This is a genomic window from Limnohabitans sp. DM1 (assembly GCF_001269385.1).
In the GTDB taxonomy this organism is placed as follows: domain Bacteria; phylum Pseudomonadota; class Gammaproteobacteria; order Burkholderiales; family Burkholderiaceae_C; genus Limnohabitans_A.
In genome coordinates, this window is sequence record NZ_CXOO01000034.1 from 79,741 (window position 1) to 101,886 (window position 22,146).

At 62.2% G+C, this 22,146-nt stretch carries 24 protein-coding genes; 14 read left to right on the forward strand and 10 right to left on the reverse strand.

Annotation, left to right across the window (positions count from 1 at the left end):
* Positions 1-9: 9 nt before the first annotated feature.
* Genes AMM33_RS14040 through AMM33_RS14060 form a run of 5 tightly spaced genes read right to left on the reverse strand, consistent with a single transcriptional unit; the run spans position 10 to position 6,037 of the window.
* Positions 10-339, reverse strand: a complete 330-nt coding sequence (locus tag AMM33_RS14040; RefSeq protein ID WP_090141926.1) for a rhodanese-like domain-containing protein — start codon at positions 337-339, stop codon at positions 10-12.
* A 7-nt stretch (positions 340-346) separates the two neighbouring features.
* On the reverse strand, positions 347-1,006 hold the full coding sequence (locus tag AMM33_RS14045; RefSeq protein WP_090141927.1) for a protein-L-isoaspartate O-methyltransferase family protein: 660 nt from the start codon (positions 1,004-1,006) through the stop codon (positions 347-349).
* A 41-nt stretch (positions 1,007-1,047) separates the two neighbouring features.
* Positions 1,048-4,203 (reverse strand): efflux RND transporter permease subunit, encoded by a 3,156-nt coding sequence (locus tag AMM33_RS14050; protein WP_090141928.1) that lies wholly within the window; start codon positions 4,201-4,203, stop codon positions 1,048-1,050.
* Positions 4,204-4,216: 13 nt separating this feature from the next.
* Complete coding sequence (locus AMM33_RS14055) at positions 4,217-5,395, reverse strand: efflux RND transporter periplasmic adaptor subunit (protein ID WP_090141929.1); 1,179 nt, start codon at positions 5,393-5,395, stop codon at positions 4,217-4,219.
* A 6-nt stretch (positions 5,396-5,401) separates the two neighbouring features.
* Complete coding sequence (locus AMM33_RS14060; RefSeq protein ID WP_228768136.1) at positions 5,402-6,037, reverse strand: TetR/AcrR family transcriptional regulator; 636 nt, start codon at positions 6,035-6,037, stop codon at positions 5,402-5,404.
* 212 nt (positions 6,038-6,249) lie between these two features.
* Here AMM33_RS14060 and msrA point away from each other — a divergent pair, with 212 nt between their 5' ends.
* The 6 genes from msrA (at position 6,250) to AMM33_RS14090 (ending at position 11,614) form a co-directional block, all read left to right on the forward strand.
* Positions 6,250-6,783, forward strand: coding sequence for a peptide-methionine (S)-S-oxide reductase MsrA (gene msrA / locus AMM33_RS14065; protein ID WP_090141960.1), 534 nt, complete (start codon positions 6,250-6,252; stop codon positions 6,781-6,783).
* A gap of 79 nt (positions 6,784-6,862) precedes the next feature.
* Positions 6,863-7,102 carry a hypothetical protein gene (locus tag AMM33_RS14070; RefSeq protein ID WP_090141931.1) on the forward strand — a complete coding sequence of 80 codons (240 nt, stop codon included), beginning with the start codon at positions 6,863-6,865 and terminating at the stop codon, positions 7,100-7,102.
* 25 nt (positions 7,103-7,127) lie between these two features.
* A complete protein-coding gene (locus AMM33_RS14075) occupies positions 7,128-7,511 on the forward strand; it encodes a hypothetical protein (RefSeq protein WP_090141932.1) in 384 nt (127 codons plus the stop codon).
* Positions 7,512-7,589: 78 nt separating this feature from the next.
* Positions 7,590-9,599 carry a TonB-dependent receptor gene (locus AMM33_RS14080; RefSeq protein WP_090141933.1) on the forward strand — a complete coding sequence of 670 codons (2,010 nt, stop codon included), beginning with the start codon at positions 7,590-7,592 and terminating at the stop codon, positions 9,597-9,599.
* Positions 9,600-9,682: 83 nt separating this feature from the next.
* Entirely contained in the window at positions 9,683-10,639 is a 957-nt protein-coding gene (locus AMM33_RS14085) for an AEC family transporter (protein WP_090141934.1), read from the forward strand.
* A gap of 69 nt (positions 10,640-10,708) precedes the next feature.
* Positions 10,709-11,614 carry an alpha/beta fold hydrolase gene (locus AMM33_RS14090; RefSeq protein WP_090141935.1) on the forward strand — a complete coding sequence of 302 codons (906 nt, stop codon included), beginning with the start codon at positions 10,709-10,711 and terminating at the stop codon, positions 11,612-11,614.
* Between the two features lie 6 nt (positions 11,615-11,620).
* Here the strand turns inward: AMM33_RS14090 and pdxH are convergent, their stop codons facing one another.
* Together pdxH and AMM33_RS14100 are read right to left on the reverse strand one after the other, a co-directional pair.
* Complete coding sequence (gene pdxH / locus AMM33_RS14095; RefSeq protein ID WP_090141936.1) at positions 11,621-12,253, reverse strand: pyridoxamine 5'-phosphate oxidase; 633 nt, start codon at positions 12,251-12,253, stop codon at positions 11,621-11,623.
* A 186-nt stretch (positions 12,254-12,439) separates the two neighbouring features.
* Positions 12,440-13,054 carry a gamma-glutamylcyclotransferase gene (locus AMM33_RS14100; RefSeq protein ID WP_090141937.1) on the reverse strand — a complete coding sequence of 205 codons (615 nt, stop codon included), beginning with the start codon at positions 13,052-13,054 and terminating at the stop codon, positions 12,440-12,442.
* Positions 13,055-13,106: 52 nt separating this feature from the next.
* On the opposite strand from AMM33_RS14100, the gene AMM33_RS14105 reads away from it, so the two are divergent.
* The 3 genes from AMM33_RS14105 to eda all read left to right on the forward strand — a co-directional run bounded on the left by AMM33_RS14105 (position 13,107) and on the right by eda (position 15,991).
* Entirely contained in the window at positions 13,107-13,343 is a 237-nt protein-coding gene (locus AMM33_RS14105) for a hypothetical protein (protein WP_090141938.1), read from the forward strand.
* Positions 13,344-13,511: 168 nt separating this feature from the next.
* A complete protein-coding gene (gene edd, locus AMM33_RS14110; RefSeq protein WP_090141939.1) occupies positions 13,512-15,353 on the forward strand; it encodes a phosphogluconate dehydratase in 1,842 nt (613 codons plus the stop codon).
* Complete coding sequence (gene eda / locus AMM33_RS14115) at positions 15,344-15,991, forward strand: bifunctional 4-hydroxy-2-oxoglutarate aldolase/2-dehydro-3-deoxy-phosphogluconate aldolase (protein WP_090141940.1); 648 nt, start codon at positions 15,344-15,346, stop codon at positions 15,989-15,991. Before edd ends, eda begins: the two co-directional genes overlap by 10 nt.
* Before the next feature lie 3 nt (positions 15,992-15,994).
* On the opposite strand, the gene gloA is transcribed toward eda, so the two are convergent.
* From gloA to AMM33_RS14130, 3 genes are read right to left on the reverse strand one after another with little or no spacing between them, the layout of a single operon-like run.
* Positions 15,995-16,405 (reverse strand): lactoylglutathione lyase, encoded by a 411-nt coding sequence (gene gloA / locus AMM33_RS14120; protein ID WP_090141941.1) that lies wholly within the window; start codon positions 16,403-16,405, stop codon positions 15,995-15,997.
* On the reverse strand, positions 16,402-16,974 hold the full coding sequence (locus AMM33_RS14125) for a PaaI family thioesterase (protein ID WP_090141961.1): 573 nt from the start codon (positions 16,972-16,974) through the stop codon (positions 16,402-16,404). The genes gloA and AMM33_RS14125 overlap by 4 nt, the downstream gene beginning before the upstream one ends.
* Before the next feature lie 36 nt (positions 16,975-17,010).
* Positions 17,011-17,805: an SDR family NAD(P)-dependent oxidoreductase gene (locus AMM33_RS14130; RefSeq protein ID WP_090141962.1), complete on the reverse strand. Its 795-nt coding sequence runs from the start codon at positions 17,803-17,805 to the stop codon at positions 17,011-17,013.
* 201 nt (positions 17,806-18,006) lie between these two features.
* Here AMM33_RS14130 and AMM33_RS14135 point away from each other — a divergent pair, with 201 nt between their 5' ends.
* The 5 genes from AMM33_RS14135 to AMM33_RS14155 all read left to right on the forward strand — a co-directional run bounded on the left by AMM33_RS14135 (position 18,007) and on the right by AMM33_RS14155 (position 22,033).
* Positions 18,007-18,384, forward strand: coding sequence for a VOC family protein (locus tag AMM33_RS14135; protein ID WP_090141942.1), 378 nt, complete (start codon positions 18,007-18,009; stop codon positions 18,382-18,384).
* On the forward strand, positions 18,381-19,259 hold the full coding sequence (locus tag AMM33_RS14140) for a PA4780 family RIO1-like protein kinase (RefSeq protein WP_090141943.1): 879 nt from the start codon (positions 18,381-18,383) through the stop codon (positions 19,257-19,259). Before AMM33_RS14135 ends, AMM33_RS14140 begins: the two co-directional genes overlap by 4 nt.
* Before the next feature lie 15 nt (positions 19,260-19,274).
* Complete coding sequence (locus tag AMM33_RS14145) at positions 19,275-20,042, forward strand: tRNA-uridine aminocarboxypropyltransferase (RefSeq protein ID WP_090141944.1); 768 nt, start codon at positions 19,275-19,277, stop codon at positions 20,040-20,042.
* A gap of 269 nt (positions 20,043-20,311) precedes the next feature.
* On the forward strand, positions 20,312-21,202 hold the full coding sequence (locus AMM33_RS14150) for a pirin family protein (protein ID WP_090141945.1): 891 nt from the start codon (positions 20,312-20,314) through the stop codon (positions 21,200-21,202).
* 453 nt (positions 21,203-21,655) lie between these two features.
* The gene (locus AMM33_RS14155; RefSeq protein ID WP_228768137.1) at positions 21,656-22,033 is read left to right on the forward strand and encodes a PRC-barrel domain-containing protein; all 378 of its coding nucleotides are present in this window, start codon (positions 21,656-21,658) and stop codon (positions 22,031-22,033) included.
* The last annotated feature ends 113 nt before the right edge of the window (positions 22,034-22,146 follow it).

Consider the following 22,146-nt stretch of genomic DNA (forward strand, 5'->3'; position numbering starts at 1 on the left):
TGGCAAATTTCAATAAACCGGAATGGACGGATCAACTTGCGCAGACCAGGCATGGATACCGCCTGCCACGTTCACCACTTGAAAGCCATGCTGCTGCAAAAACGCAGCGACTTGCATGCTGCGGCCACCATGGTGGCACAGGCAGGCTATGGCGCGGGATTTGTCCAGTTCGTCCAGCCGAGCCGGGATGGTTTGCATGGGCATGTGGACCAGATCGAGCGCCTCAGGCCTGGCGCTTGCGGTTTGCACTTCCCAGCCTTCGCGCACATCGAGCAAGACGGGGCGCTGGGCTTGTTGGCTGGCCCATTGGGCAACTTGGGCGGGGTAGATCTGTTCCATGGTGGTTTCAGAATTGGAAGCTGGAAGGTTCGGCAAAGCCCGACAGGCGGGGTGCGTTGCAGTCCCAGGGTTCGGTGGTGGTGAAGCTGCTGTTGCTGGTGCGGGTGATCAGCGTGGCGCGCATCATGGGCTCGTTGCCAACGATGGCGGCCAGGCGGCCGCCGATGGTGAGTTGTTGCAGCAAAGTGGCTGGCACTTCGGCCACAGAGCCACTGAGCAAAATCACGTCAAACGGTCCTTCGGCTGCGGCACCCTGGCTCCCGTCGGTGTTGCGCACAGTCACATTGCTCATGCCCGCTTTTTGCAAGTTGGCTTGGGCTTGGGCGGCCAGTTGGGCGTCCATTTCCAGGCTGAGCACGCTGGCGGCCTGGTGGCCCAGCAGCGCGGCCATGAAGCCTGAGCCGGTGCCGATTTCCAACACTTTGTCGGTTTTTTTGACGGCCAGATCTTGCAGCAGACGGGCCTGAACGCGTGGGGCCAGCATGACCTGGTTGGCCGCAGTACCAAGCGGGATGTCCATGTCCACAAAGGCCAGGGCTTTGTGGGCCAGTGGCACAAAGTCTTCCCGGCGCACCACAGACAACAGGTCCAGCACTTGGGGGGCGAGCACCTCCCATGGGCGGATTTGCTGTTCAATCATGTTGAAGCGGGCCTGGTTCAGATCCATTTTTTTCTCCTGGGGGGACGTTGATCAATATCCGAAAGATTTTACTGTTCAGTCGCGTCGTGGGGCTGACGCACAGGGCCTATACCGGCTTTGCGGCGCAGCCACTGGGCCAGATCGTCCATGTAGCAGTACACCACCGGCACCACCACCAAGGTCAGCAGCGAGGACGTGATGACGCCGCCAATGACCGCCTGGCCCATGGGCGCGCGTTGCTCGGCGCCCTCGGTCAGGGCAAAAGCCAGTGGCACCATGCCAAAAATCATGGCCAAGGTGGTCATCAAAATCGGACGCAGTCGCACTTTGGCCGCCAGCAGCAGGGCTTCGGCGCGTTCCAGTCCGTCCTCTCGGGCGCGGATGGCAAAGTCCACCAGCAAGATGGCGTTTTTGGTGACCAGGCCCATGAGCATGATCACGCCAATGACGGAGAACATGGACAAAGTGGAGCGGAACGCCATCAGGGCCAGCACCACGCCGATCAAGGTCAGGGGCAGGGCGGTCATCAGGGCCAGGGGCTGCAGGAAGCTCTTGAATTGGCTGGCCAAAATCATGTAGATGAAGATCACCGCCATGGCCAGGGCCGACAAGGCGTAGCCAAAGGATTCAGCCATGTTTTTGGTCGAGCCGCCAAAGCTGTAGCGGTAGCCGGGCGGCAGGCTCAGGCTGTCCATGGCTTGGCGGATGTCGGCCGAAACCTCACCCGCTGAGCGTCCGAACACGTTGGCGTTGATGGCCACCTCGCGCATCAGGTCGCGCCGGTTGATCTGGTTGGAGCCAGTGGTTTCGGTGACGCGGGCCACCTGGCCCAGGCGCACGATGCGTGGGCTGCCATCGACGGCAGCTGCCACCATGAAGGGCAGGCGCTCCAGGTCCTGCGGGCTGTTGCGGGCTTCAGGCGAGAGGCGCACGTTCACGTCGTAGGTCTGGTCGTCCGGGGCGCGCCAGTTGCCCACGGTTTGCCCGGCCACCAGGGTGCGCAGGGGCCCGGCCAGTTGCGCCGTGCCCAGGCCCAGGTCCGAGGCCGAGTCGCGCAGCACTTCCACACCGATGACAGGCTTGTTGGGCTTGACGCTGGAGTCCAGATCGACCAGGCCGGGAATGTCCCGCACCTTGGCCAGCGCCAGCAGCGCCAGGCGCTCCAGCTCTTTTTGGTCCGGGCCTTGCAGCGAGAACTCCACTTGCTTGTTGCCGCCAATGGCGTCGAGCAAGCCGGCGTGCGTGACCGCGATGCCGGGCACTTGTTTGAGGCGATCTCGAAGTGCGGCGGACATCTGGTCGGCGTTGCGGCTGCGGTTTTTGCGGTCCACCAAACGGATGTACAGGTTGACGTTGTTCTTGCCCTGCGCATTGGCGGTGTTGATGGTGCTGACGGTGTAGCGCACTTCCGGGAAGTCGCGCAGGATGGCCTCGACCTGGCGTGTTTTGGCCTCGGTGGCTTCGAGCGAGGTGCCTACCGGGGTTTCGAACTTGAGCGAGGTCTCGGAAAAGTCGGCCTTGGGCACAAACTCGGTGCCCAGCAAGCGGACCATGAACACACTGGCCACAAAAATGCCGAGAGCTAAAAAGACGGTGGATTTTTTGTGCACCAGCGCCCAGCGCAAGATGCCCTGGTAGCCATCGGCCAGGCGCTCGGTGCCCCGGTCAAACCAGCCGGTCACCCGGCCAATGGTCCTGTCGTACCAGCTCACAGGCGCTTGGTTTTTGCCGTGTGCGTCGATGGCCGGGTCGTGCCAGATGCTGGACAGCATCGGGTCGAGCGTGAAGCTCACAAACATCGAGATCATCACCGCCGCCACGATGGTGATGCCGAACTCGTGGAAGAACTTCCCGATGATCCCTTCCATGAAACCAATCGGCAAAAATACCGCCACGATGGACAAGGTGGTGGCCAGCACGGCCAGGCCGATCTCTTGAGTCCCCTCCATCGAGGCGCGGTAGGCGCTTTTGCCCATTTGCACATGGCGCACGATGTTCTCGCGCACCACGATGGCGTCGTCGATCAGCAGGCCCACACACAGACTCAGCGCCATCAGCGTGATCATGTTGATGGTGAAGCCGAACATCTGCATGAACATGAAGGTGCCGATCAGCGAGATCGGCAGCGTCAGGCCCGTGATGACGGTGGAGCGCCAGGAGTTGAGGAACAAAAACACGATCAGCACTGTGAGGATGGCCCCCTCGATCAGGGTCTGGCGCACGTTGTTGACCGACACGCGGATGGGCCGCGAGTTGTCGGTGATGGGCTCGAGCTTGACGCCGGGCGGCAGCTGGCTCTGCAATTCGGCCACGGCCTTGACCAGGCCGTCCACCACCTGGATGGTGTTTTCGTCTTGCGACTTTTGCACCGACATCAAGAGGGTGCGCTGGCCGTTGTAGAGGGCCAGGTTCTCCAGCTCTTGGGCGCCGTCCTGCACCGTGGCCACTTGCGACAGTCGAATCGGCGTGCCGTTTTTGCGCGCCACGATGATGCGGCCAAAGTCCTCGGGCCGCGCCATGCGCGAGCTGATTTGCACCATGCGCTCTTGCTGCAGCGAGCGGATCGCGCCCACGGGCAAGTCCTGGTTTTCGTTGCGCACAGCGGCCACCACCTGCTCGGCCGTGACACCCAGCGCTTCCATGTTGGCCGGTTGCAAATACAGGTTGATCTCGCGCTTGCTGCCGCCCACCAAGGTGACCGAGCCGACACCGCGCACATTCTCCAGGCGCTTTTTGAGCACCTGTTCGGACCAATTGGTCAGCTCCACGGCGTTGAGTTGATTGCCCTCGGGGATGACAGCGAGCGACCACACGGCGCGGCTGGCCGGGTCAAAGCGCAGCACCCGGGGCTCTTTGACTTCGGTGCGCAGCAGGGGGCGCAGCGAGGCAACTTTTTCGCGCACATCTTCAGCGGCTTTGCGGCCGTCGATCTGCAGCTGGAATTCGATCACAACGACCGACTGGTTTTCGTAGCTGCGCGAGGTCAGGGCGCTGATGCCGGCAATCGAGTTGACGCCTTCCTCGATCTTTTTCGAGACTTCGCTTTCCACGATCTCGGGCGAGGCCCCGGGGTATTCGGTGGTGATGACGACCACCGGAAAGTCGATGTTGGGGAACTGGTCGACTTTGAGACGCTGGAAGGAGAACAGGCCCAGCACCACCAGGGCCAACATGACCATGGTGGCAAAAACCGGGTTTTGCAGGCTGACGCGGGTGAACCACATGCTGTAAACCCTTTTATTTCGCTGCGCTGGCGGGCGAAGCCGGAGCGGCTGGCGAGGTCACCGTTGACTGGGGCGGTGCAGTGAACTTGACTTGAACCCCTTCGCGCACCGTACCCACGCTGCCCGACAGCACTTGTGCGCCTTCAGAAACGCCGGTCACCGCCACCAGGCTTTCCCGCTCGCCTTCGCTGCGCACATCGGTTCGCACCGTGATGTGCACCACCTTGCCGTCTTGCACCACCTGCACATAAGGCTGGGGTTTGTCGGTGCGCACGCTGCTCACGGGCACGGCCAGCACTTGCATGGTTTGTGTGCCCAGACTCCCTTGCGCAAAGAGGCCCTGGCGCAAGCCTTCGCGGCCTGTGACGCCCAGGTAGACCACGATGCTGCGGCTGCCCATCTGGGCGCTGGGGTTGATGCGCAAGACTTTGGCAGTGACCGGTGCGTCCACGCCCTCGACTTGCAGCTGCGCTGTCATGCCCACCCGCACGCGGCTGGCGTCTTCTGCCGTCAGGGCCGCTTCGAGTTCCAGTTGCGAGAGGTTGATCACCTCGATCAGCCGGGCATCGATGGCCACGCGCTCGCCCGGCTGGGCCAGGCGCTGCGCCACCACGCCCGACAAGGGCGAGCGCAGCGTGGCATCGGCCAGTGACTTGTTGGCCAAGTCCAGCGCTGCCAGCGCGGCTGCGTGAGTGGCCTTGGCCCCGTTCAGGCTGGCCTGCGAGGTGAGCAGGGCAGTTTGCGAGATGAAGCCCTGGTTCACCAGCGCCTGGTTGTTGTCAAACTGGCGCTGGGCAATGTCCACCTGGGCGCGGGCCGCATCGGCTTGCTGCTGGGCCTGGCGCACACGCGCCAGGTATTCTGTTTGGTCGATGCGGGCGACCACCTGCCCGGCCTGGACGCGGTCGCCTTCGCGCACGCTGAGTTCTTGCAACTCACCGGCCACGCGGGCTTTGACGATGGCGCTTTGGCTGGCTTTGAGCGCGCCCGAGACCGCGATGCCCAGGCTCAGGGTCTGTGTGCGGGCGGTGAACACGTCGCTGCTGGCCAGCTCCAGTGTGGGGGCTGCGGCCGTGGCGACTGCGGCTGGGGTGCTGTTGGCGGCTTTGCGTTGGCTCAAGAGGCGAGCGCCACCAACTAAAACGATGGCTGCGGCCACGCCAGTGAGGATCCAGAGAGTTGATTTTTTCATGGAAGATCAGGATGTAGACAAGCCACGCACCAGCAATTGGGCGTGTTGGGAGATGAAGGCTTCAGGGTCGATTTGTTCGCTGGTCGGGCAGCACGGCCCCATGGAGTGTTTCCACATGACCAAAAAAAGCAGAGGCGCCATGACTGAATGCAAGGTCAGGTCCAGATTGACCAGGCGAAATTCGCCCTGGTCAATGCCGCGCTGCAGCACCGAGCGCACCATGGCGTGTGCGGGCTCGATCACTTCTTCACGGAAAAACGTGGCCAGATCAGGAAAATTGCTGGCTTCGCTCATGACCAGTTTGGAAATGCCCGAGGCTTTGGTCGCGCCGTAGCGCCGCCACCATTGCAGCATCATCCATTCGAGCAACTCGCCGGTGCCACCTTGAAACTGGGCCAATTCGGCAGCCCCTTGATTCACTGGGTGCACCACGTTTTCGCGCACCACGGCCTTGAACAGGTCTTCCTTGGTCGGAAAGTACAGGAACAAGGTGCCTTTGGAGACGCCAGCGCGCAAGGCCACTTCTTCGACGCGGGTGGCGGCAAAGCCTTTTTCCACGAACAAATCCAGCGCCGCTTCCAGGAGTTCTCCGGGGCGCTCTTGCTTGCGGCGTTCGCGTTTGTGGGGGGGGATGTCTAGCACGGATGCGATTTTAATGACTGACTGGTTAGTAATGTAGGTGAAAAGCCCTTATTCGTCAACGCAGGGAAGAATCGGGGCCCTGTAGAACTTCGGTGAACTCGCTACAGTCTCGGGCAGGCTTGTGGCCTTGTCCTGAGGTCAGGGTGTTGTCACACAGCAGCGGTCTTTTTCCAAGGGGCCGGACCCACAATATTGATGTAATGGACACAAAAATGACGGAAACACTGGTGTTGGGCGGCGGTTGCTTTTGGTGCACCGAGGCCGTTTATGTGAAAGTGCGCGGCGTGATCGACGTGGAGTCGGGTTACTGCAATGGTCAGACCGTGGCACCCACTTATGAGCAGGTATGTACCGGCCGCACGGGCCACAATGAGGTGGTCAAGTTGGTCTATGACCCGGCGCAAGTCAGCGCCCGGGAGTTGCTGGAGGTCTTTTTTGTGATCCACGACCCGACCACCCTGAACCGCCAAGGCAACGACACTGGCACGCAGTATCGAAGTGGCATTTACTTCACCACGCCTGACCAGGCCGAAGTAGCACACACCATGATGGCCGAGCTGGCCGCAACCAGAGCATTTGGCCAGCCCATCGTGACCGAGGTGCTGGCCCTTGACAACTACAGTGCTGCCGAGGACTACCATCAGGACTTTTTTGAGCGCAACCCCTACCAGGGCTACTGCATGGCGGTGGCCGCGCCCAAGGTGCTTAAATTCAAAAACACGTTTGCACGCCTGGTGCGTGAGTGACAATATGCGCAGCCGTTGTCGGCTGTTGACCGAGTTGAACGCTCGCGCCAGAAAGCCAATCATCCCTTAGCCCAAAAACATGAAAAAAACAGCCTTTTTCCTCTTCGCCCTGAGCTTGTCCTGGGCTGCCCTGGCCCAGCACAGCGCCAAAGAAGTCCAGGCCGACATTGCCCGCCATCGCGCCATGGCCGAGGCACACGAAGAGGCCGCCAAGTGCCTTGAATCTGGCAAGAAGCCCGAACAATGCGCCAAAGCCCTGCAAGCGGCCTGCAAAGGTTTGGCACTGGGCAAGTCCTGCGGCATGAAGCACGTCCATTGAGCGGTCAATTCAAGGCGGCCCCAAGATGAGTTTCACGCGTTCACGCCTGCCCAACTGGCTGAGTTTTCTGCTGGTTTGGGCCTTGCTGTGGACGCCACTTTGGGCGCATTGGCACCGCATTGCACACAGCACGCCTCAGGGGGGTTCTGCCCCCATCGGCCTGCACGAAGCGCATGCAGCTGAAGACGGGCAGGCAGCCAGTGAGTCTGCACTTGGGGGGCATGCTGCCGGGTCTGAACTTTGCCTGGTGCTCGACCACCTGGCCCATGCCGAGCGCCTGAGCGCATCGGCAGCGGCCTGGACCGCCCCGAGGGTGCCCGCGCAGGCCCCTGTCTTTGAGCTTGCCTTTTCTTCTGACCAGGACCGCTGGTCCCCGGCGCAAGCCCGTGCGCCGCCTGTGTTGATTTGAATCCCTGATCTTGTCTGGCTGGCTTTCCGTCTGTGGCGGAAGGCGCTGGGCTGTTCCTGTTTTTCAAATCACACCGTCATGACACATTCTTTTCAGCTTTCGGCCTTGGCTTGCGCCTGCTTGGCCACTTTGTCTTGTTCAAATGCCTGGGCGCAAAGCGCCACACCGGGCGCGCCCAGCGAAATCGTCATCACCGGCAACCCCTTGGGCCGCGACAGCACCACCGTGCCCGTCAGCACCATGGGCCGTGCCGACCTGCTCGAGCGCGGGCAAAGCACTTTGGGCGAAACCCTGAACGGCTTGCCTGGCGTGTCCAGCACCTACTTTGGCCCCAACGCCAGCCGCCCCACCATTCGCGGGCTTGATGGCGACCGCATCCGGGTGCTGAACAACAGCGCCTCCAGCCTCGACGCCTCGGCGCTGAGCTACGACCATGCGGTGCCGCTGGATGCCTTGTCCACCGACCGCATCGAGGTCTTGCGCGGCCCGGCAGCCTTGCTTTATGGCGGCAGCGCCGTGGGCGGCGTGGTCAACGTGATCGACAACCGCATCCCGCGTGCACCGGTCTCGGGCGTTCTGGGCAAAGCCCAGCTGCAAGCGGGCACGGGCAACGACGAGCGCAGCGTGGCCGGTTTGGTCGAGGCGGGTAACGAACGTTATGCCCTGCATTTGGACGGTTTTGACCGCCGCACAGGCGAAGTGCGGGTGCCGGTGTCGCTCGATTGCACAAAACCCGGCTCGCCTGCCAACGCCCGGCGCATCTGCAACTCGGCCAGCACCGCCCGGGGTGGTGCTTTGGGGGCCAGCACCTTCTGGGATCACGGCTATTTGGGCGCATCGGTCAACACCTACCAAAGCGACTACGGCACCGTGGCCGAAGACGAAGTGACGATTGGCATGAAAACCACCCGCTACGCGCTGGAGGGGCAAGTGCGCCAACTGCCGGGCTGGTTTGAGAGCGTCAAAGCCCGCCTGAGCCAGACCGACTACCAGCACACCGAGTTTGAGGGCGCCCAAGCGGGCACTGTGTTTGCCAACAAGGGCCATGACCTGCGCATTGAGGCGCGGCACCGCCCGCTGGCGGGGTGGCAAGGCGTGGTGGGTCTACAGACCGAGTCGAGCCGCTTTTCTGCGGTGGGCGATGAAGCCTTTGCGCCCTACAGCCGCACACGCAGCCAAGCCCTTTTTGTGCACGAAGAGCTGCCCACCGCCTGGGGCCAATTCACGGCCGGGGCGCGTTGGGAGTCGGTGCGGGTCGAATCCTTGGGCAACCCCGAACTGGACCGTTTTGACGAGGGCATGGGTGCCCAAAAATTCACGCCCTTCAGTGTGGCCACCGGGGCGGTGTTCAAGCTCTCGCCCACTTGGTCTTTGACCGGCAACGCGGCCATGACGCAGCGTGCCCCCAAAGACTACGAGTTGTTTGCCAACGGCCCGCACCTGGCCACCCACGCCTGGGAAATCGGCAACAAAGACCTGGGTCTGGAAAAGTCCAAGAGCCTGGATGCGGGTGTGCAGTGGAAGTCCGGCCCCGACAGTGTGAATGTCACGGCCTTTGCCAGCCAGTTTGCCAACTACATTGGTTTGATGAACACCTCGGATATCGAGGAAGACTTGCCCGTGCAGCTTTACCAAGGCGTCAAGGCCCAATTCAGGGGCCTGGAAGCCAGCGGTCGCCAGCGCCTGTGGCAGGGCGCTTCGACGCTCGATCTGGATTGGCGTGCCGACAGCGTGCGGGCCAGCAACCGCAGCTCGGGCGAGCCCTTGCCGCGCATCTCGCCCCTGCGTGTGGGCGCTACCCTGGTGCACGGCCAAGGGCCTTGGAGCGCCAAGCTGGGGGCCGACTGGCATGCGGCGCAAAAGCGCGTGCCCGAGGGCAGTGTGGCCACGGGCGCCTACACCTTGGTCAATGCCAGCGTGTCATACCGCCAAAAGCTCGACGCCACGGTGCTCAACTGGTTTGCCCGCCTGGACAACCTGAGCGACCAACTGGCCTACAGCGCCAGTTCCATCCTCACGAGCACGGCATTTGGCAAGTCGCCTTTGCCGGGGCGCAGCTTCAAGTTGGGGGTTCAGGTCACGTTCTAAAGGCTTGCGTGGCGTCGCCCAAGGTGGCGGCGCTACGTGGTTTCCGCTGAAATCAGGCGCAGGCAGGTCGGGATAATCCATCCATGAACCTTGATCACCCCGTCCTGTCCTCCCTCTTGCCCGTGGTGCTGCTCATTTTGATTGGCTTTGTCGCAGGCAAGGCCAAGCTGGTGCGGGGTGAGTCGGTGCGCGATTTGTCGAACGTGGTGTTTCTGGTGCTGACGCAGGCTTTGCTGTTTCGCACCATGAGCAGCGTGTACATCGAGCAGCTCGATTTCAAACCCGTGGCGCAATACTTTTTGGTGGCTGGCGTTTTGTTTGTCGCCATGCTGTGGGCTTATGGTGGCAACAGCCGGGCCTCGGTGCTGGCACTGGCTGGCATTTTCAGCAACACCTTGATGATCGGCGTGCCCCTGATCGGTCTGGCCTATGGCCAAGAAGGCCAGGTGCTGCTGTTCACCTTGATTTCACTGCATGCCCTGGTTTTGCTCAGTGCCGCCACTTTGGTGCTGGAGCTGCAAGTGGCGCACGAGCAAGCGGCTTTGTCGGGTGAGCGGCGGCCCATCTGGCGCACGGTGGCATCGGCCGTGCGCAACGCCATCATTCACCCTGTGCCTTTGCCCATTTTGCTGGGGCTGGCCTACGCCCAAACCGGCTGGGGTCTGCATCCTGTGGTGGACCGTCCCCTGGCTTTGCTGGGCAGTGCCTTTGGCCCCATCGCCTTGGTGTTGGTGGGCATCACCCTGTCGCAAACGCCTGTGGGGCGACAGTTCACATCGGCCCTCAAGCCGTCTTTGGTGAAAACCGTGCTGCACCCGGCGCTCATGCTGGCGCTGGGCTGGGGGCTGGGCCTGCGGGGCTTGCATTTGTCGGTCATGGTCGTGGCGGCGGCTTTGCCCATTGGGGCCAATGTGTTCTTGTTCTCTCAGCGCTACCGCAAGGAAGAAGACACGGTGACCGCCGCCGTGGCCGTGTCCACACTCATCTCTATCCTGGGGATCTCACTGACCATGGCCCTGCTGGCCGAGCTGCCAGGCTGATCCATGGGGTTGATCCATGGATTCGACACACTCAGTAGCCCGTTTGACCGCATGCCCTAACATCCAGCCATGAACACACCCCTGCCGCCTGCGCTTCAAGCCGATCTGAACACGTTGAGCGGAGACTGCGGGCGCATCGCGGTGTACTCAGGGGGCTCCGGTCCCCCTGTGCTCTTGGTGCACAGCATCAATGCGCTGGCTTCAGCGGCTGAAATCAGACCCCTGTTTGAGGCCTTGCGCCAGGACCACAGCGTCTACGCCCTGGATTTGCCAGGCTACGGTTTGTCTGAGCGCTGGCCACGCGCCTACACCGTGGGCGACATGTGCGCCGCCATCGGCCAAGTGGCGCAATGGGTGGCGCAGCGGCACCCGGGCCAGCCGCTGCAGGCCGTGGGCGTGTCCCTGTCGTGCGAATTTGTGGCCCGCGTGGCCCAGCAGACGCCGCAGCTGTTCGCCGCTTTGGCCTTGGTCAGCCCCACGGGCTTTCGGGGCGGCAAGTCCTTGCGCCAGCCTGCGGGCAGTACGCTGTTCATGGCCGGGTTCGACCGTTTCTTGCGCAGCCCGGGGCCGGGCTGGGGGCGCATTTTGTTTCGGCAGCTGTCGCGGCCTTCGGTGGTGCGTTACTTCTTGCAACGCACCTGGGGCGGCAAAGACATTGATGAAACGCTGTGGGCTTATGCGGTGCGCACAGCCCATGTGCCCAACGCGGAGCAAGCGCCTTTGTCTTTTTTGAGCGGGGGCTTGTTCAGCGCCGACATGCACAACGTCTACGAAAGCCTGCGCCTGCCGGTGTGGGTGGTGCACGGCACCCGGGGCGACTTCACCGATTACCGGGCGCTGGACCTGGTGCGCCATCGGCCCAACTGGCAGGTGACGGTCATGCAAGCCGGCGCCATGCCTTACTTTGAAGACATCGACACTTTCATGGCGGCTTACCGGGTGTTTGAGGCTGCGGCTCGCAAGTCTTTGGCTTGACCTGTCTTAAGGCGCCAAGCGTTCGCGCAGCCAGCCGCTGCCCTCTTGGGTGTAACGCAAGCGGTCATGCAGCCGACTTTTGCGCCCTTGCCAAAACTGCCAGTTGTCGGGCACCAGGCGGTAGCCGCCCCAGTGCGGCGGGCGTGGCGGGTTGAGCATGAATTGCGCCGCGTATTTGGCGGCGTTGGTCACCAGCACCGTGCGCCCGTCGATCACCTGGCTTTGTGGCGAGGCCCAAGCCCCGATGCGCGAGTCCAGTGGGCGGCTGTGGAAGTAGGCGTCGCTTTCTTCATCTGAGACCTTTTCCACCCGACCTTCGATGCGCACCACACGTTCGAGTTCAACCCAGTGAAACTGCAGCGCCGCAAACGGATTGCCCGCCAGCTCCTGCCCCTTGCGGCTGTCGTAGTTGGTGTACCAGACGATGCCGCGCTCGTCATAGCCCTTGATCAGCACCACCCGGGTGCTTGGGCGCAGGTTGCTGGCCACGGTGGCCAGCGTCATGGCGTTGGGCTCGGGCACTTCGGCGGCGATGGCCTCTTGCAACCATTGTGCAAATTGCTGCAAGGGGTCGGCGTGGGAGGCGTTTTCGTTGAGCTCGGCTTTTTCGTAGCTCTTGCGCAGGTCGGCGATGTTCATGGTGACAAGTATAGGGATATGGCTTTGTCAGGCATTGAGCCCGCGCAATCCGGGCGGCTTTGATCTGAATGGATGCCGTGCGCCTGACTGACGCGGCGGAGTCACCCGCATCACGCCCAACGCCCAACGCCCAACGCTCAACGCTCAACGCCCAACGCTCAACGCTCAACGCTCAACGCTCAACGCTCAGTCAGCGTGGCGAAGCAGTGCGGCCAGTGCCCGGTCTTCGATGCCGTGGGCCCGCAGGCTCTCGTAGGTTTGGCGGGCATAGTCCAGCGTGGTGCCAAAGCGCCCGCAGGCCTGCTGAAAAATTTGCCGGTAAGTCTCGTCAGGCAACTGACCTGTGAAGCTGGGGCTGCTGCGTGGCAGGGTAAAGGCCAGCGCCTGCACTGGGCCTTGGGGTGTGTTGCAAGGCAGCCAGCTGGGGGTGTAAACATCCATGGGCATTTCGCGCTCCCACAGCCGCACCAGCACCTCGTCGGCCTGGTCTCGGGCCACCCGGTAGGCCACGCCCTGGCAGCTGCCACCGGGCAACAAGGCAAACACCAGACCCGGGCACTCGGGGCTGCCGCGGTTGAGCCGACTCCACATTTTCAGGGCGCGGTGCCAACCCCAGACGCGGCTGATGTACTGCTCCTGGGCCTCGAACTCGGGCCGCCACAAGAGCGAGGCGTAGCCAAATACCCACAAATCACTGCCTGCCGTTTGTGCCCGGAATTGGTCGAGCAAAGCCCCCTGAAATGCCGTGGCACGGCCAGCGGTGGCAAGCGTGCTGGGCGCATCGGCGGGTGTGTCAGTCATGTGCAATTGGGCCCCATTACAATCTGCCCACTATTTTCGGAGAAAAACCCCCATGTCGACCCCTCAAGATGACAATCAACCCGTAGTCTGGACCGTTTTGGTGGCCGTGATCGTGCTGGCCGTGGGCCTGGCCGTCGGTTTTGGCATTGCCAAGAGCAAAAAAGCCGCACCGGCAGCGGCCCCTGCAGCCACGGCACCCGCTGTTGAAGCCTCCGCCCCTGCGGCAGATGCTTCTGCACCTGTTGCTGACGCTTCGGCCCCTGCGGCAGATGCCTCTGCCCCCAAGTGATTCGCCGCACAACGCGCTAAAAACCCGCCTCGGCGGGTTTTTTTGCGCCTGTTTGGGGGGCGCCTCTCGCTTGTACCCAGTCTGTAACCGCGCCAACGCACCAAAGCGCAGGAACGCGGTTACCATCTGTCGTGTAATTTTGTTACAGACCCTCCAGGCGTATCACCCATGAACATTCACCCCAGCGTGGCGGCCGTCACCGCCCGCATCACCGAGCGCAGCCGCCCCACCCGCCAGGCCTATTTGCAGCAGGTGGACGCCGCCGCCAGTCAGGACCCCGGTGCCCAGCGCCTGGGCTGCGCCAATGTGGCCCACGCCTTTGCCGCCATGCCCGAGGGAGACAAGAGTCGCGCCACGGCGCTCGACAAAATCAAAGTGGTGGCCCCGCGTGCACCCAACATCGGCATCGTGAATGCCTACAACGATCTGCTCTCGGCCCACGCGCCGCTGCAGCACTACCCCGACCTGATCAAAGACGAAGCCCGCAAGCTGGGCGCCACAGCCCAAGTGGCCGGGGGCGTGCCCGCCATGTGCGACGGCGTCACGCAAGGCACGCCCGGCATGGAGCTGAGCCTGTTCAGCCGCGATGTGATCGCCATGGCCACAGCGGTGTCGCTCAGCCACGATGTGTTTGACGCCGCCCTGATGCTGGGCGTGTGCGACAAGATCGTGCCGGGCCTGCTCATTGGCGCTTTGCAGTTTGGCCATTTGCCCACGGTGTTTGTGCCCGCAGGCCCCATGACCAGCGGCCTGTCCAACAACGAGAAATCCAAGGTGCGTGAACAAGCGGCACTGGGACTGGTGGGCCGCCCCGAATTGCTGGAAGCGGAGTCGAAGGCCTACCACGGAGAAGGCACCTGCACCTTTTACGGCACGGCCAACAGCAACCAGATGCTGCTTGAAGCCATGGGTCTGCATGTGCCGGGCACGGCCTTCATCAACCCGGGCGAAGGCGTGCGCCAGGAGCTGACGCGCGAAGCGGCGCGCACCGTGCTCGATTTGGTCAAGGCCAAAAACTTCACGCCCATTGGCCGCCTGGTCGACGAGCGCTGCATCGTCAACGCCATGGTGGCCTTGCTGGCCACGGGCGGCTCGACCAACCACCTGATCCACTGGGTGGCGGTGGCGCGTGCGGCGGGCATCGTGATCGACTGGGACGATTTTTCGGCCCTGTCGGATGTGGTGCCGCTGCTCACCCGCGTCTACCCCAACGGCAGCGCCGACGTGAACCAGTTCCAGGCCGCAGGCGGCCCGGGCTACGTGATCCGCGAGCTGCTCGACGCGGGCTTCATGCACGCCGATGTGTTGACGGTGCGCGCAGGCGGCCTGCGCGAATTCACCCGCATCCCGTCTGCCCACAATGGCCAGCTGGTCTGGCAAGACGCGGGTGCCAGCCAAGACGACACGGTGGTGCGCCCCGCCAGCAGCCCGTTCAGCACCACGGGTGGCTTGAAGCTCTTGCAAGGCAATTTGGGCCGCAGCGTGATCAAGATTTCTGCCGTACCCGAAGCGCTGCACGTCATCGAAGCCCCGGCCCGCGTGTTCAATTCACAAGACGAATTGCAAGCCGCGTTCAAGGCGGGTGAACTCGACCGGGATATCGTTTGTGTGGTGCGCTGGCAAGGCCCGCAGGCCAACGGCATGCCCGAGCTGCACAAACTCACGCCGCCGCTGGCGGTGCTGCAGGGCAAGGGCTTCAAGGTCGCGCTGGTCACCGATGGCCGCATGAGTGGCGCGTCGGGCAAAGTGCCTGCAGCCATCCACGTCTCACCCGAAGCCGCAGCAGGCGGCCCGCTGGCCAAAGTACAAGACGGCGATTTGATCCGGATCGACGGTGTGTTGGGCACCCTGCATGTGCTGTTGAGCGAAGCCGAATGGGCCGCCCGCCCATTGGCCCCAATGCCCGCTGAATTGCGCGCTGCCAACGGCGTGGGCATGGGCCGTGAACTGTTTGCCAACCTGCGCCGCAACGCGCTCAAAGCCGAAGAAGGAGCCTGCACATGGCTGTGAATCTGAGTGGACATTTGACTGCCCTGCAAGTGATGCAGGACGCGCCCGTGATCCCCGTGATCGTGCTCAACGACGTGGCCCACGCCGTGCCCATGGCCCGCGCCCTGGTGGCGGGCGGCATCCGCATGTTGGAGGTGACCCTGCGCACCCCGCAAGCACTGGCCTGCATGGAAGCCATTGCCAAAGAAGTGCCCGGCGCGGTGGTGGGGGCAGGCACCGTGCGCAGCCCGGCTGACGCTGCGGCTGCAGCCAAAGCGGGCGCGCAGTTTGCCGTCAGCCCGGGTTACACCCGTGCGGTGGGGCAAGCCTGCCGTGACCACGGTTTGTCATTGCTGCCCGGTGTGGCCACCGGCAGCGAAATCATGATGGCGCAAGAAGACGGCTACACCGAACTCAAGTTTTTCCCGGCCATGCAAGCGGGCGGCCCGGCCATGCTCAAGGCTTGGGGCGGCCCGTTCTTTGACGTGAAGTTCTGCCCCACGGGCGGCGTCACACCCGGTAATGCCTTGGACTTTTTGAGTCTGCCGAATGTGGCTTGCGTGGGGGGCTCGTGGTTGGTGCCTGCCGACGCGCTGGCCCAAGGCGACTGGGCGCGCATCGAAGCGTTGGCACGCGAAGCGAGTTTTTTGCCGCGCTGAGTTTCAGTGCAGCCCTTGCCCACCGGCAAACTCGGCGCGCTGGATCAGCTCGACCTTGTAGCCATCGGGGTCGGTGACAAAGGCGATCACGGTGGTGCCTCCTTTGACGGGGCCGGGCTCGCGGGTGACCTTGCCGCCAGCGGCTTTGATCTTGTCGCAGGCGGCATAGGCATCCGGCACGCCCAGAGCGATGTGGCCATAGGCTGTGCCCATTTCGTAGCTTTCCACGCCCCAGTTGTAGGTCAGCTCCAGCTCGGCGTGGTCGGGGTTGTTGCCGTAGCCCACAAAGGCCAGCGAGTATTTGTACTCGGGGTTTTCCGAGGTGCGCAGCAGCTTCATGCCCATCACGTTGGTGTAGAAATCGATGGAGCGTTGCAGGTCGCCCACGCGCAGCATGGTGTGAAGAAGTCTCATGGTTTATTTCCGTGGGTTGAGGGGATTTCAAAAACAAGGCAAGCGGTGCTGGCGTGCGCATACAGCGTGCCGTCGGGGCCGACCAGCTGGGCTTCGGCGGTGGCCAGTTGGCGGCCGCAGTGCAGCACTTTGCCAATGGCCCGCACACGCTGCACTTTGGGCGTGATGGCCTTGACCAGTTTCACGCTCAAGTCGGCCGTGGTGTAGCCGCGCCCGGGCGGCATCAGGGTGTGCACCGCGCAGCCCAGAGCCGAGTCGAGCAGGCTGGCAAACCAGCCGCCATGCACTGTGCCTAAAGGGTTGAGGTGCTGCACGCCGGGTGTGCCCTGAAAAATGGCCAGTCCCGGGCCGACCTCGATCAGCATGAAGTCCAGCGTTTTGGCCATGTGCGCAAAAGGCAACTCGCCCGTCAGCAGACCCTGCATGACCTGCAAGCCCGTCTTGCCCGCCACTTGCTCAGGGCGGGCCACACCGGGGCCGACCCCGGTATCGATGCGTGTGCGCACGTCGCGCTCCTGGGCCAGCCAGGCCTCTAAATCATTGGGGCGTGTGTCGGTCGTGGTGCTCATGAAAATGGTTTCTCTCAAGCTATTCTTAAACTTTTATCAAACAGGCACGGTGTAGTTGAGTGCCATGCGCCCGCCGTCCACGGTGACGATTTCCCCGGTGATGTAGCTGGCCGCGTCGCTGGCCAAAAAGGCCACCACCTTGGCCACCTCGTCGGGTTCGCCCAGGCGCTTCATGGGCGTGCGCATCATGATTTTCTTTTCAGCGGCCTCGCTGGTCAGCACCGCCTGGCGGGCCAGTTCGGTGGCAATGGTGCCCGGGGCCACCGCGTTCACCCGGATGCCAAAGTCGGCCAGGGCCAGCGACATGGCGCGGGTCAGCTGGTTGATGCCGCCTTTGCTCACGTTGTAGCTGGCGATGTTGGGAATGGCCAGCACCGCGTTGACCGAGCTCATGTTGACAATCGCGCCGCCCCCAGTGCTTTTCATGGCGCGGGCTGCGGCCTGCCCCATCAAAAACGAGCCTTTGATGTTCACGTTGATCACGGCATCAAAGTCTTCTTCGGTCACGTCCAGAAAATCGGCCGCCTTGAAAATGCCCGCGTTGTTCACCAGCACGTCGATGCGGCCAAAAGCCTGCAACACATGGTCCACCAAGGCGTCGACATCGGCCTTGCGCGAGACGTCGCAGGCCATGAATCCCGCGCTGTGGCCTGCGCTGCGCAATTCGGCCGCCACGGCAGCGCCGCGCTCGCTGTTCACGTCGGCCAGCACCACATGGGCGCCTTCACCCGCAAAGCGGCGGGCGCAGGCCTCGCCAATGCCATTGGCTGCGCCGGTGACGATGACCACGCGGCCTTGCAGGCCAAACGAGAGGGCATTGGAAATGGGCATGCGGGGGTCTCCTTGTAACGCATGCATGCGATGCTGCCACAAGGCCAAATGCTTTGCTGTCACCAGTTACCCTGATCGCATGGGGTTTGCGGGCGGGGCAGCTAGGACTTGGGGTTTGTGGCGGATTTGAGCGTTCACCTCATCAAGTAACATGGCCGCAATTCGATTCGCCCGGCAACGGGTTTTTTACTGGAGAGTGCGATGTTCAGTCATGTGATGCTGGGTGTGAATGACCTGGAGGTTTCCAAAAAGTTTTATGACGCCATGCTGGGCACCTTGGGCTATGGCCCTGGGGTGGCCAACAAAAACCGTTATTTCTACCGCAGCCCCACTGGCACCTTCGCCATCACCACGCCCATCAACGGCGAACCCGCATGCCATGGCAATGGCAGCACGATCGGTTTCACGGTGCAGTCGGCAGAGCAGGGTGATGCCTTCCATGCGGCGGGTGTGGCCAACGGCGGCACCACTTGCGAAGACCCCCCTGGTTTCCGTGAAACGCCTTCAGGCAAGCTGTACCTGGCTTACTTGCGCGATCCCGACGGCAACAAAATCTGCGCCTTGCATCGTCCTGGATGAAGGCTCCTCCCAGACTGCAGACCCTCGTTGAAGAGGGCCTGATCGACACTGTGGTGCGTCAGCTCATGAGTGGCAAGGAGGCCATGGTGTTCGTGGTGCGCTGCGGGGACGAGACCCGCTGCGCCAAGATCTACAAAGAGGCCACGCACCGAAGTTTTCGGCAAGCGGTGGACTACACCGAAAACCGCAAGGTCAAAAACTCGCGCTCGGCCCGCGCCATGGCCAAGGGCAGCAAGTTTGGCCGCCAGGAGCAAGAAGCCGCCTGGCAAAGCGCCGAAGTGGACGCGCTGTACCGCCTGGCCGCAGCCGGTGTGCGCGTGCCCCGGCCCTTCAATTTTTTTGACGGCGTGCTGCTCATGGAGCTGGTCACCGATGCGCAGGGTGATGCTGCCCCGCGCCTGAACGATGTGGCCTTCACCCCCGCGCAAGCCCTGCAGCACCACGCTACCTTGATTGGCGAAGTGGTGCGCATGCTGTGCGCCGGTGTGGTGCATGGCGATTTGTCGGAGTTCAATATTTTGCTGGCGCACATCCCCGGCGAGGGTGATCTGCCCGGTGTGGACGAGCCCGTCATCATCGACCTGCCCCAAGCCGTGGACGCTGCGGGCAACAACCACGCCCAGCGCATGCTGCTGCGCGATGTGGGCAACCTGAGGGATTTTTTCGGGCAGTTCGCGCCAGAGTTGCGACAGACCGAATACGGCCCTGAAATCTGGAGCCTTTACCAAGCCGGTTTGCTGAGCAATGAAACACGGCTGACGGGCCGCTTCGAGCGCTCGACGGCCGATGTGGACATGCAGGCCGTGCTGCGCGAAATTGACGATGCGCGCGACGAAGAAGCTGCGCGACGTTTGCGCATGGCCACGGCAGTTTGAGGCTTTCGTCAGCGCATGAGTTCAACAAGACCTGAGCAGGACAAAGCCCCTCACGCGGTGTCGCGCCTGCGCACCGAGCGCCTGGCCCGCAGCGCCAAACCCTTCATGGCCCGTGGCGGCATCAAGGGTGAGCGCTGCCCCGGCTGCCGTCTGGTGCCCAGCCACTGCATCTGCGGTCTGCGCCCGGAGTTGCCCACGCAATCGGGCATGTGCTTGCTCATGGCCGACATCGAACCCCTCAAACCCAGCAACACCGGCTGGTTGATCGCCGATGTGGTGACGGACACCTTTGCCTTTGGCTGGGCCCGCACCGAGGTGGACTCGGCTTTGCTGGCGCTGTTGGCCGATCCGCAGTGGCAGGCCTTTGTGGTGTTTCCGGGCGAATTTGTGGCACCTGAGCGGGTGGTGGGTGACGTGCCCACCCTCTTAGATAACTTGCCCGCCGGGCGGCGCCCGCTGTTCATCCTGCTGGACGCCACCTGGCCTGAAGCCCGAAAGATGTTCCGCAAAAGCCCTTACTTGAACCACTTGCCGGTGCTCAGTCTGAAGCCCGAACAGATCTCTCGTTACCAACTGCGCCGCTCTCAACGCGATGACCACTTTTGCACCAGCGAGGTGGCTTCGCTGTGTCTGGAATTGGCGGGCGAGGTGCGTGCAGCCGGCACCCTGCAGGCTTATCTGGACGTTTACACCCACCACTACTTGCAGGCCAAGCACCAGCTGCCGCCGGACCTGCAAGGGGTCGCGCATGCACAGTTAAAGCGCTGTGCAAGTTCACAATAGCCCAGCTTCCCAGTGGCATCTGGCAGGGCAGCTGGCGGTGCATTTCCATTGATTGATCCGGCACGCTGAAGTTTGAAATCGGTGAGACATGTCTTCTCGTAGGTCGGCACTCGCAGAGTCCGACGTTTTCAGCCTTAGGCACAGGCACCCTGTCGGGGTCTTCGACCGCCGACCTGCAACATCTTTGAGCATTGAAAACTTCACAGGGCCGAATCAAGAGGTGACAGCTCAGCAGGCGATGCAATGCATGCAGTCGCTAAACTCCCATCATGAGCACACCAACCACCCCCTTGAGCGGCCACCCAACGGTCAGCATTTCCCGCACCATCGAGCGCCTGGTCACCGGCCAGGCCACGTCAGACGGCGCAGGCGTCAAGCTCAGCCGCATCCTCACGCAAGACCTGCAGCACCGGCTTGACCCGTTTTTGATGCTGGACGCCTTTGGCAGCGACAAGCCGGACGACTACATCGCAGGTTTTCCGGACCACCCGCACCGGGGTTTTGAAACCGTGACCTACATGATCGCCGGGCGCATGCTGCACCGCGACAGTGCGGGCAACGAAGGCCTGTTGCAAAACGGCGGCGTGCAATGGATGACCGCAGGCCAAGGCGTGATCCACTCCGAAATTCCGCAGCAAGCCGATGGCGTGATGGAGGGTTTTCAGCTCTGGCTGAACCTGCACAGCTCCGAGAAGATGAACGCGCCGTGGTACCGCGATTTTCAGAACGACCAGCTGCCGCAGTTCCAGACGCCCGAAGGCGTGGCCGTGACGGTGATTGCCGGGGCCAGTCACGGCGTGCAAGGCGCGGTGAGCCGCGAGATCACCCAGCCGATTTATCTGGACGTGCACATGCCCGCAGGCTCTCGTTTTGAGCAAACCCTGCCCGCCGGGCACAACGCCTTTGTGTACGTGTACCGGGGCGAGGCGCGCATTGCAGGGCAGGCCTTGCCCTTGCAGCGCATGGCCATTTTGAAAAACACACCGCAGGCCGACGGCGTGGTGATCGAAGCCAGTGCCGATACCCAGTTGATTCTGGTGGCGGGCAAACCCCTGAAAGAGCCCATCGTGCAATACGGTCCCTTTGTCATGAACACCAAGGAAGAGATCTACCAGGCCTTGGCAGATTTTCGGGATGGGCGGCTGGGTGAGAAGGCCTGACGTCAGTTTTCAACGCGCTTGCACGGCTGAACAACAAGGATCCTTGTAGGGTCTGGATTCGTTGGCCATGATTGATCCGGCCCTGTGAAGTCTGCAGGGTGACTTCAATCTTGCGTCTTGTGGGAGCTAGCCCTGCTGGCGATCAGACGCTTGTGGACCACATGCTTTTCGCTTGGCTGGCAAGCTCCCACAAAATCCTCCCAACTGGCAACACACGGCTCAGACTTCATCGGGCCGAATCTATAGGCTGTAGTCAACAGCGCTGCATCGCCTGCAAGGCCGTGGCATCCCACAAAACCTGATGCAGACATTTGGTGTGAAAACGCACCGACCCTGCTCGGATGAGTGCATACAGTGAATCGTGGATACCTCGAAAACAGCTTCACACATACATCTGTGAAGCGGTGAATTCAGAGGTGTCCATTTTCTCCACCTTCCACAAGGAAAATCACTGTGACTCAAATACCACCATCCTCTTTCCAAAATACACCCATCAAGGCATCGAATGTCATCGGCAAAGATGTGGTGAATTCAATGCAGGAAAACCTGGGGGACATCAAAGAACTCATGCTGGACCCCGTGAGCGGAAAAATTGCCTACGCAGTCCTGTCATTTGGCGGCTTTCTGGGCTTGGGCGAAAAGCTTTTCGCAGTGCCTTTTTCGGCCTTGACTTACAGCCACGTCAACGATGAGTACGTGCTGGATGTCAGCAAAGAGATTTTGAGCAAGGCACCTGGTTTTGATTCTTCCAATTGGCCAACGATGGCCACTGAGGAGTGGAATCGCGACATTTACAAGTACTACGAAAAACGCCCTTACTGGGAAATCTGAACACTGAATATGGGGGGCAATTGGATGCCGTACAGCTTCCCTCCATTTCAAATTTTCATTGACGTTTTGCCCCCCAGTCAAAGACCCCACCGACTTTTTCGGCAAGCTCCATC

Coding starts and splice junctions, on each gene's coding strand:
- AMM33_RS14040 (WP_090141926.1), bottom strand. CDS start 339: ATGGAACAGATCTACCCCGCCCAAGTTGCCCAATGGGCCAGCCAACAA.
- AMM33_RS14045 (WP_090141927.1), bottom strand. CDS start 1,006: ATGGATCTGAACCAGGCCCGCTTCAACATGATTGAACAGCAAATCCGC.
- AMM33_RS14050 (WP_090141928.1), bottom strand. CDS start 4,203: ATGTGGTTCACCCGCGTCAGCCTGCAAAACCCGGTTTTTGCCACCATG.
- AMM33_RS14055 (WP_090141929.1), bottom strand. CDS start 5,395: ATGAAAAAATCAACTCTCTGGATCCTCACTGGCGTGGCCGCAGCCATC.
- msrA (WP_090141960.1), top strand. CDS start 6,250: ATGACGGAAACACTGGTGTTGGGCGGCGGTTGCTTTTGGTGCACCGAG.
- AMM33_RS14070 (WP_090141931.1), top strand. CDS start 6,863: ATGAAAAAAACAGCCTTTTTCCTCTTCGCCCTGAGCTTGTCCTGGGCT.
- AMM33_RS14075 (WP_090141932.1), top strand. CDS start 7,128: ATGAGTTTCACGCGTTCACGCCTGCCCAACTGGCTGAGTTTTCTGCTG.
- AMM33_RS14080 (WP_090141933.1), top strand. CDS start 7,590: ATGACACATTCTTTTCAGCTTTCGGCCTTGGCTTGCGCCTGCTTGGCC.
- AMM33_RS14085 (WP_090141934.1), top strand. CDS start 9,683: ATGAACCTTGATCACCCCGTCCTGTCCTCCCTCTTGCCCGTGGTGCTG.
- AMM33_RS14090 (WP_090141935.1), top strand. CDS start 10,709: ATGAACACACCCCTGCCGCCTGCGCTTCAAGCCGATCTGAACACGTTG.
- pdxH (WP_090141936.1), bottom strand. CDS start 12,253: ATGAACATCGCCGACCTGCGCAAGAGCTACGAAAAAGCCGAGCTCAAC.
- AMM33_RS14100 (WP_090141937.1), bottom strand. CDS start 13,054: ATGACTGACACACCCGCCGATGCGCCCAGCACGCTTGCCACCGCTGGC.
- AMM33_RS14105 (WP_090141938.1), top strand. CDS start 13,107: ATGTCGACCCCTCAAGATGACAATCAACCCGTAGTCTGGACCGTTTTG.
- edd (WP_090141939.1), top strand. CDS start 13,512: ATGAACATTCACCCCAGCGTGGCGGCCGTCACCGCCCGCATCACCGAG.
- eda (WP_090141940.1), top strand. CDS start 15,344: ATGGCTGTGAATCTGAGTGGACATTTGACTGCCCTGCAAGTGATGCAG.
- gloA (WP_090141941.1), bottom strand. CDS start 16,405: ATGAGACTTCTTCACACCATGCTGCGCGTGGGCGACCTGCAACGCTCC.
- AMM33_RS14125 (WP_090141961.1), bottom strand. CDS start 16,974: ATGAGCACCACGACCGACACACGCCCCAATGATTTAGAGGCCTGGCTG.
- AMM33_RS14130 (WP_090141962.1), bottom strand. CDS start 17,805: ATGCCCATTTCCAATGCCCTCTCGTTTGGCCTGCAAGGCCGCGTGGTC.
- AMM33_RS14135 (WP_090141942.1), top strand. CDS start 18,007: ATGTTCAGTCATGTGATGCTGGGTGTGAATGACCTGGAGGTTTCCAAA.
- AMM33_RS14140 (WP_090141943.1), top strand. CDS start 18,381: ATGAAGGCTCCTCCCAGACTGCAGACCCTCGTTGAAGAGGGCCTGATC.
- AMM33_RS14145 (WP_090141944.1), top strand. CDS start 19,275: ATGAGTTCAACAAGACCTGAGCAGGACAAAGCCCCTCACGCGGTGTCG.
- AMM33_RS14150 (WP_090141945.1), top strand. CDS start 20,312: ATGAGCACACCAACCACCCCCTTGAGCGGCCACCCAACGGTCAGCATT.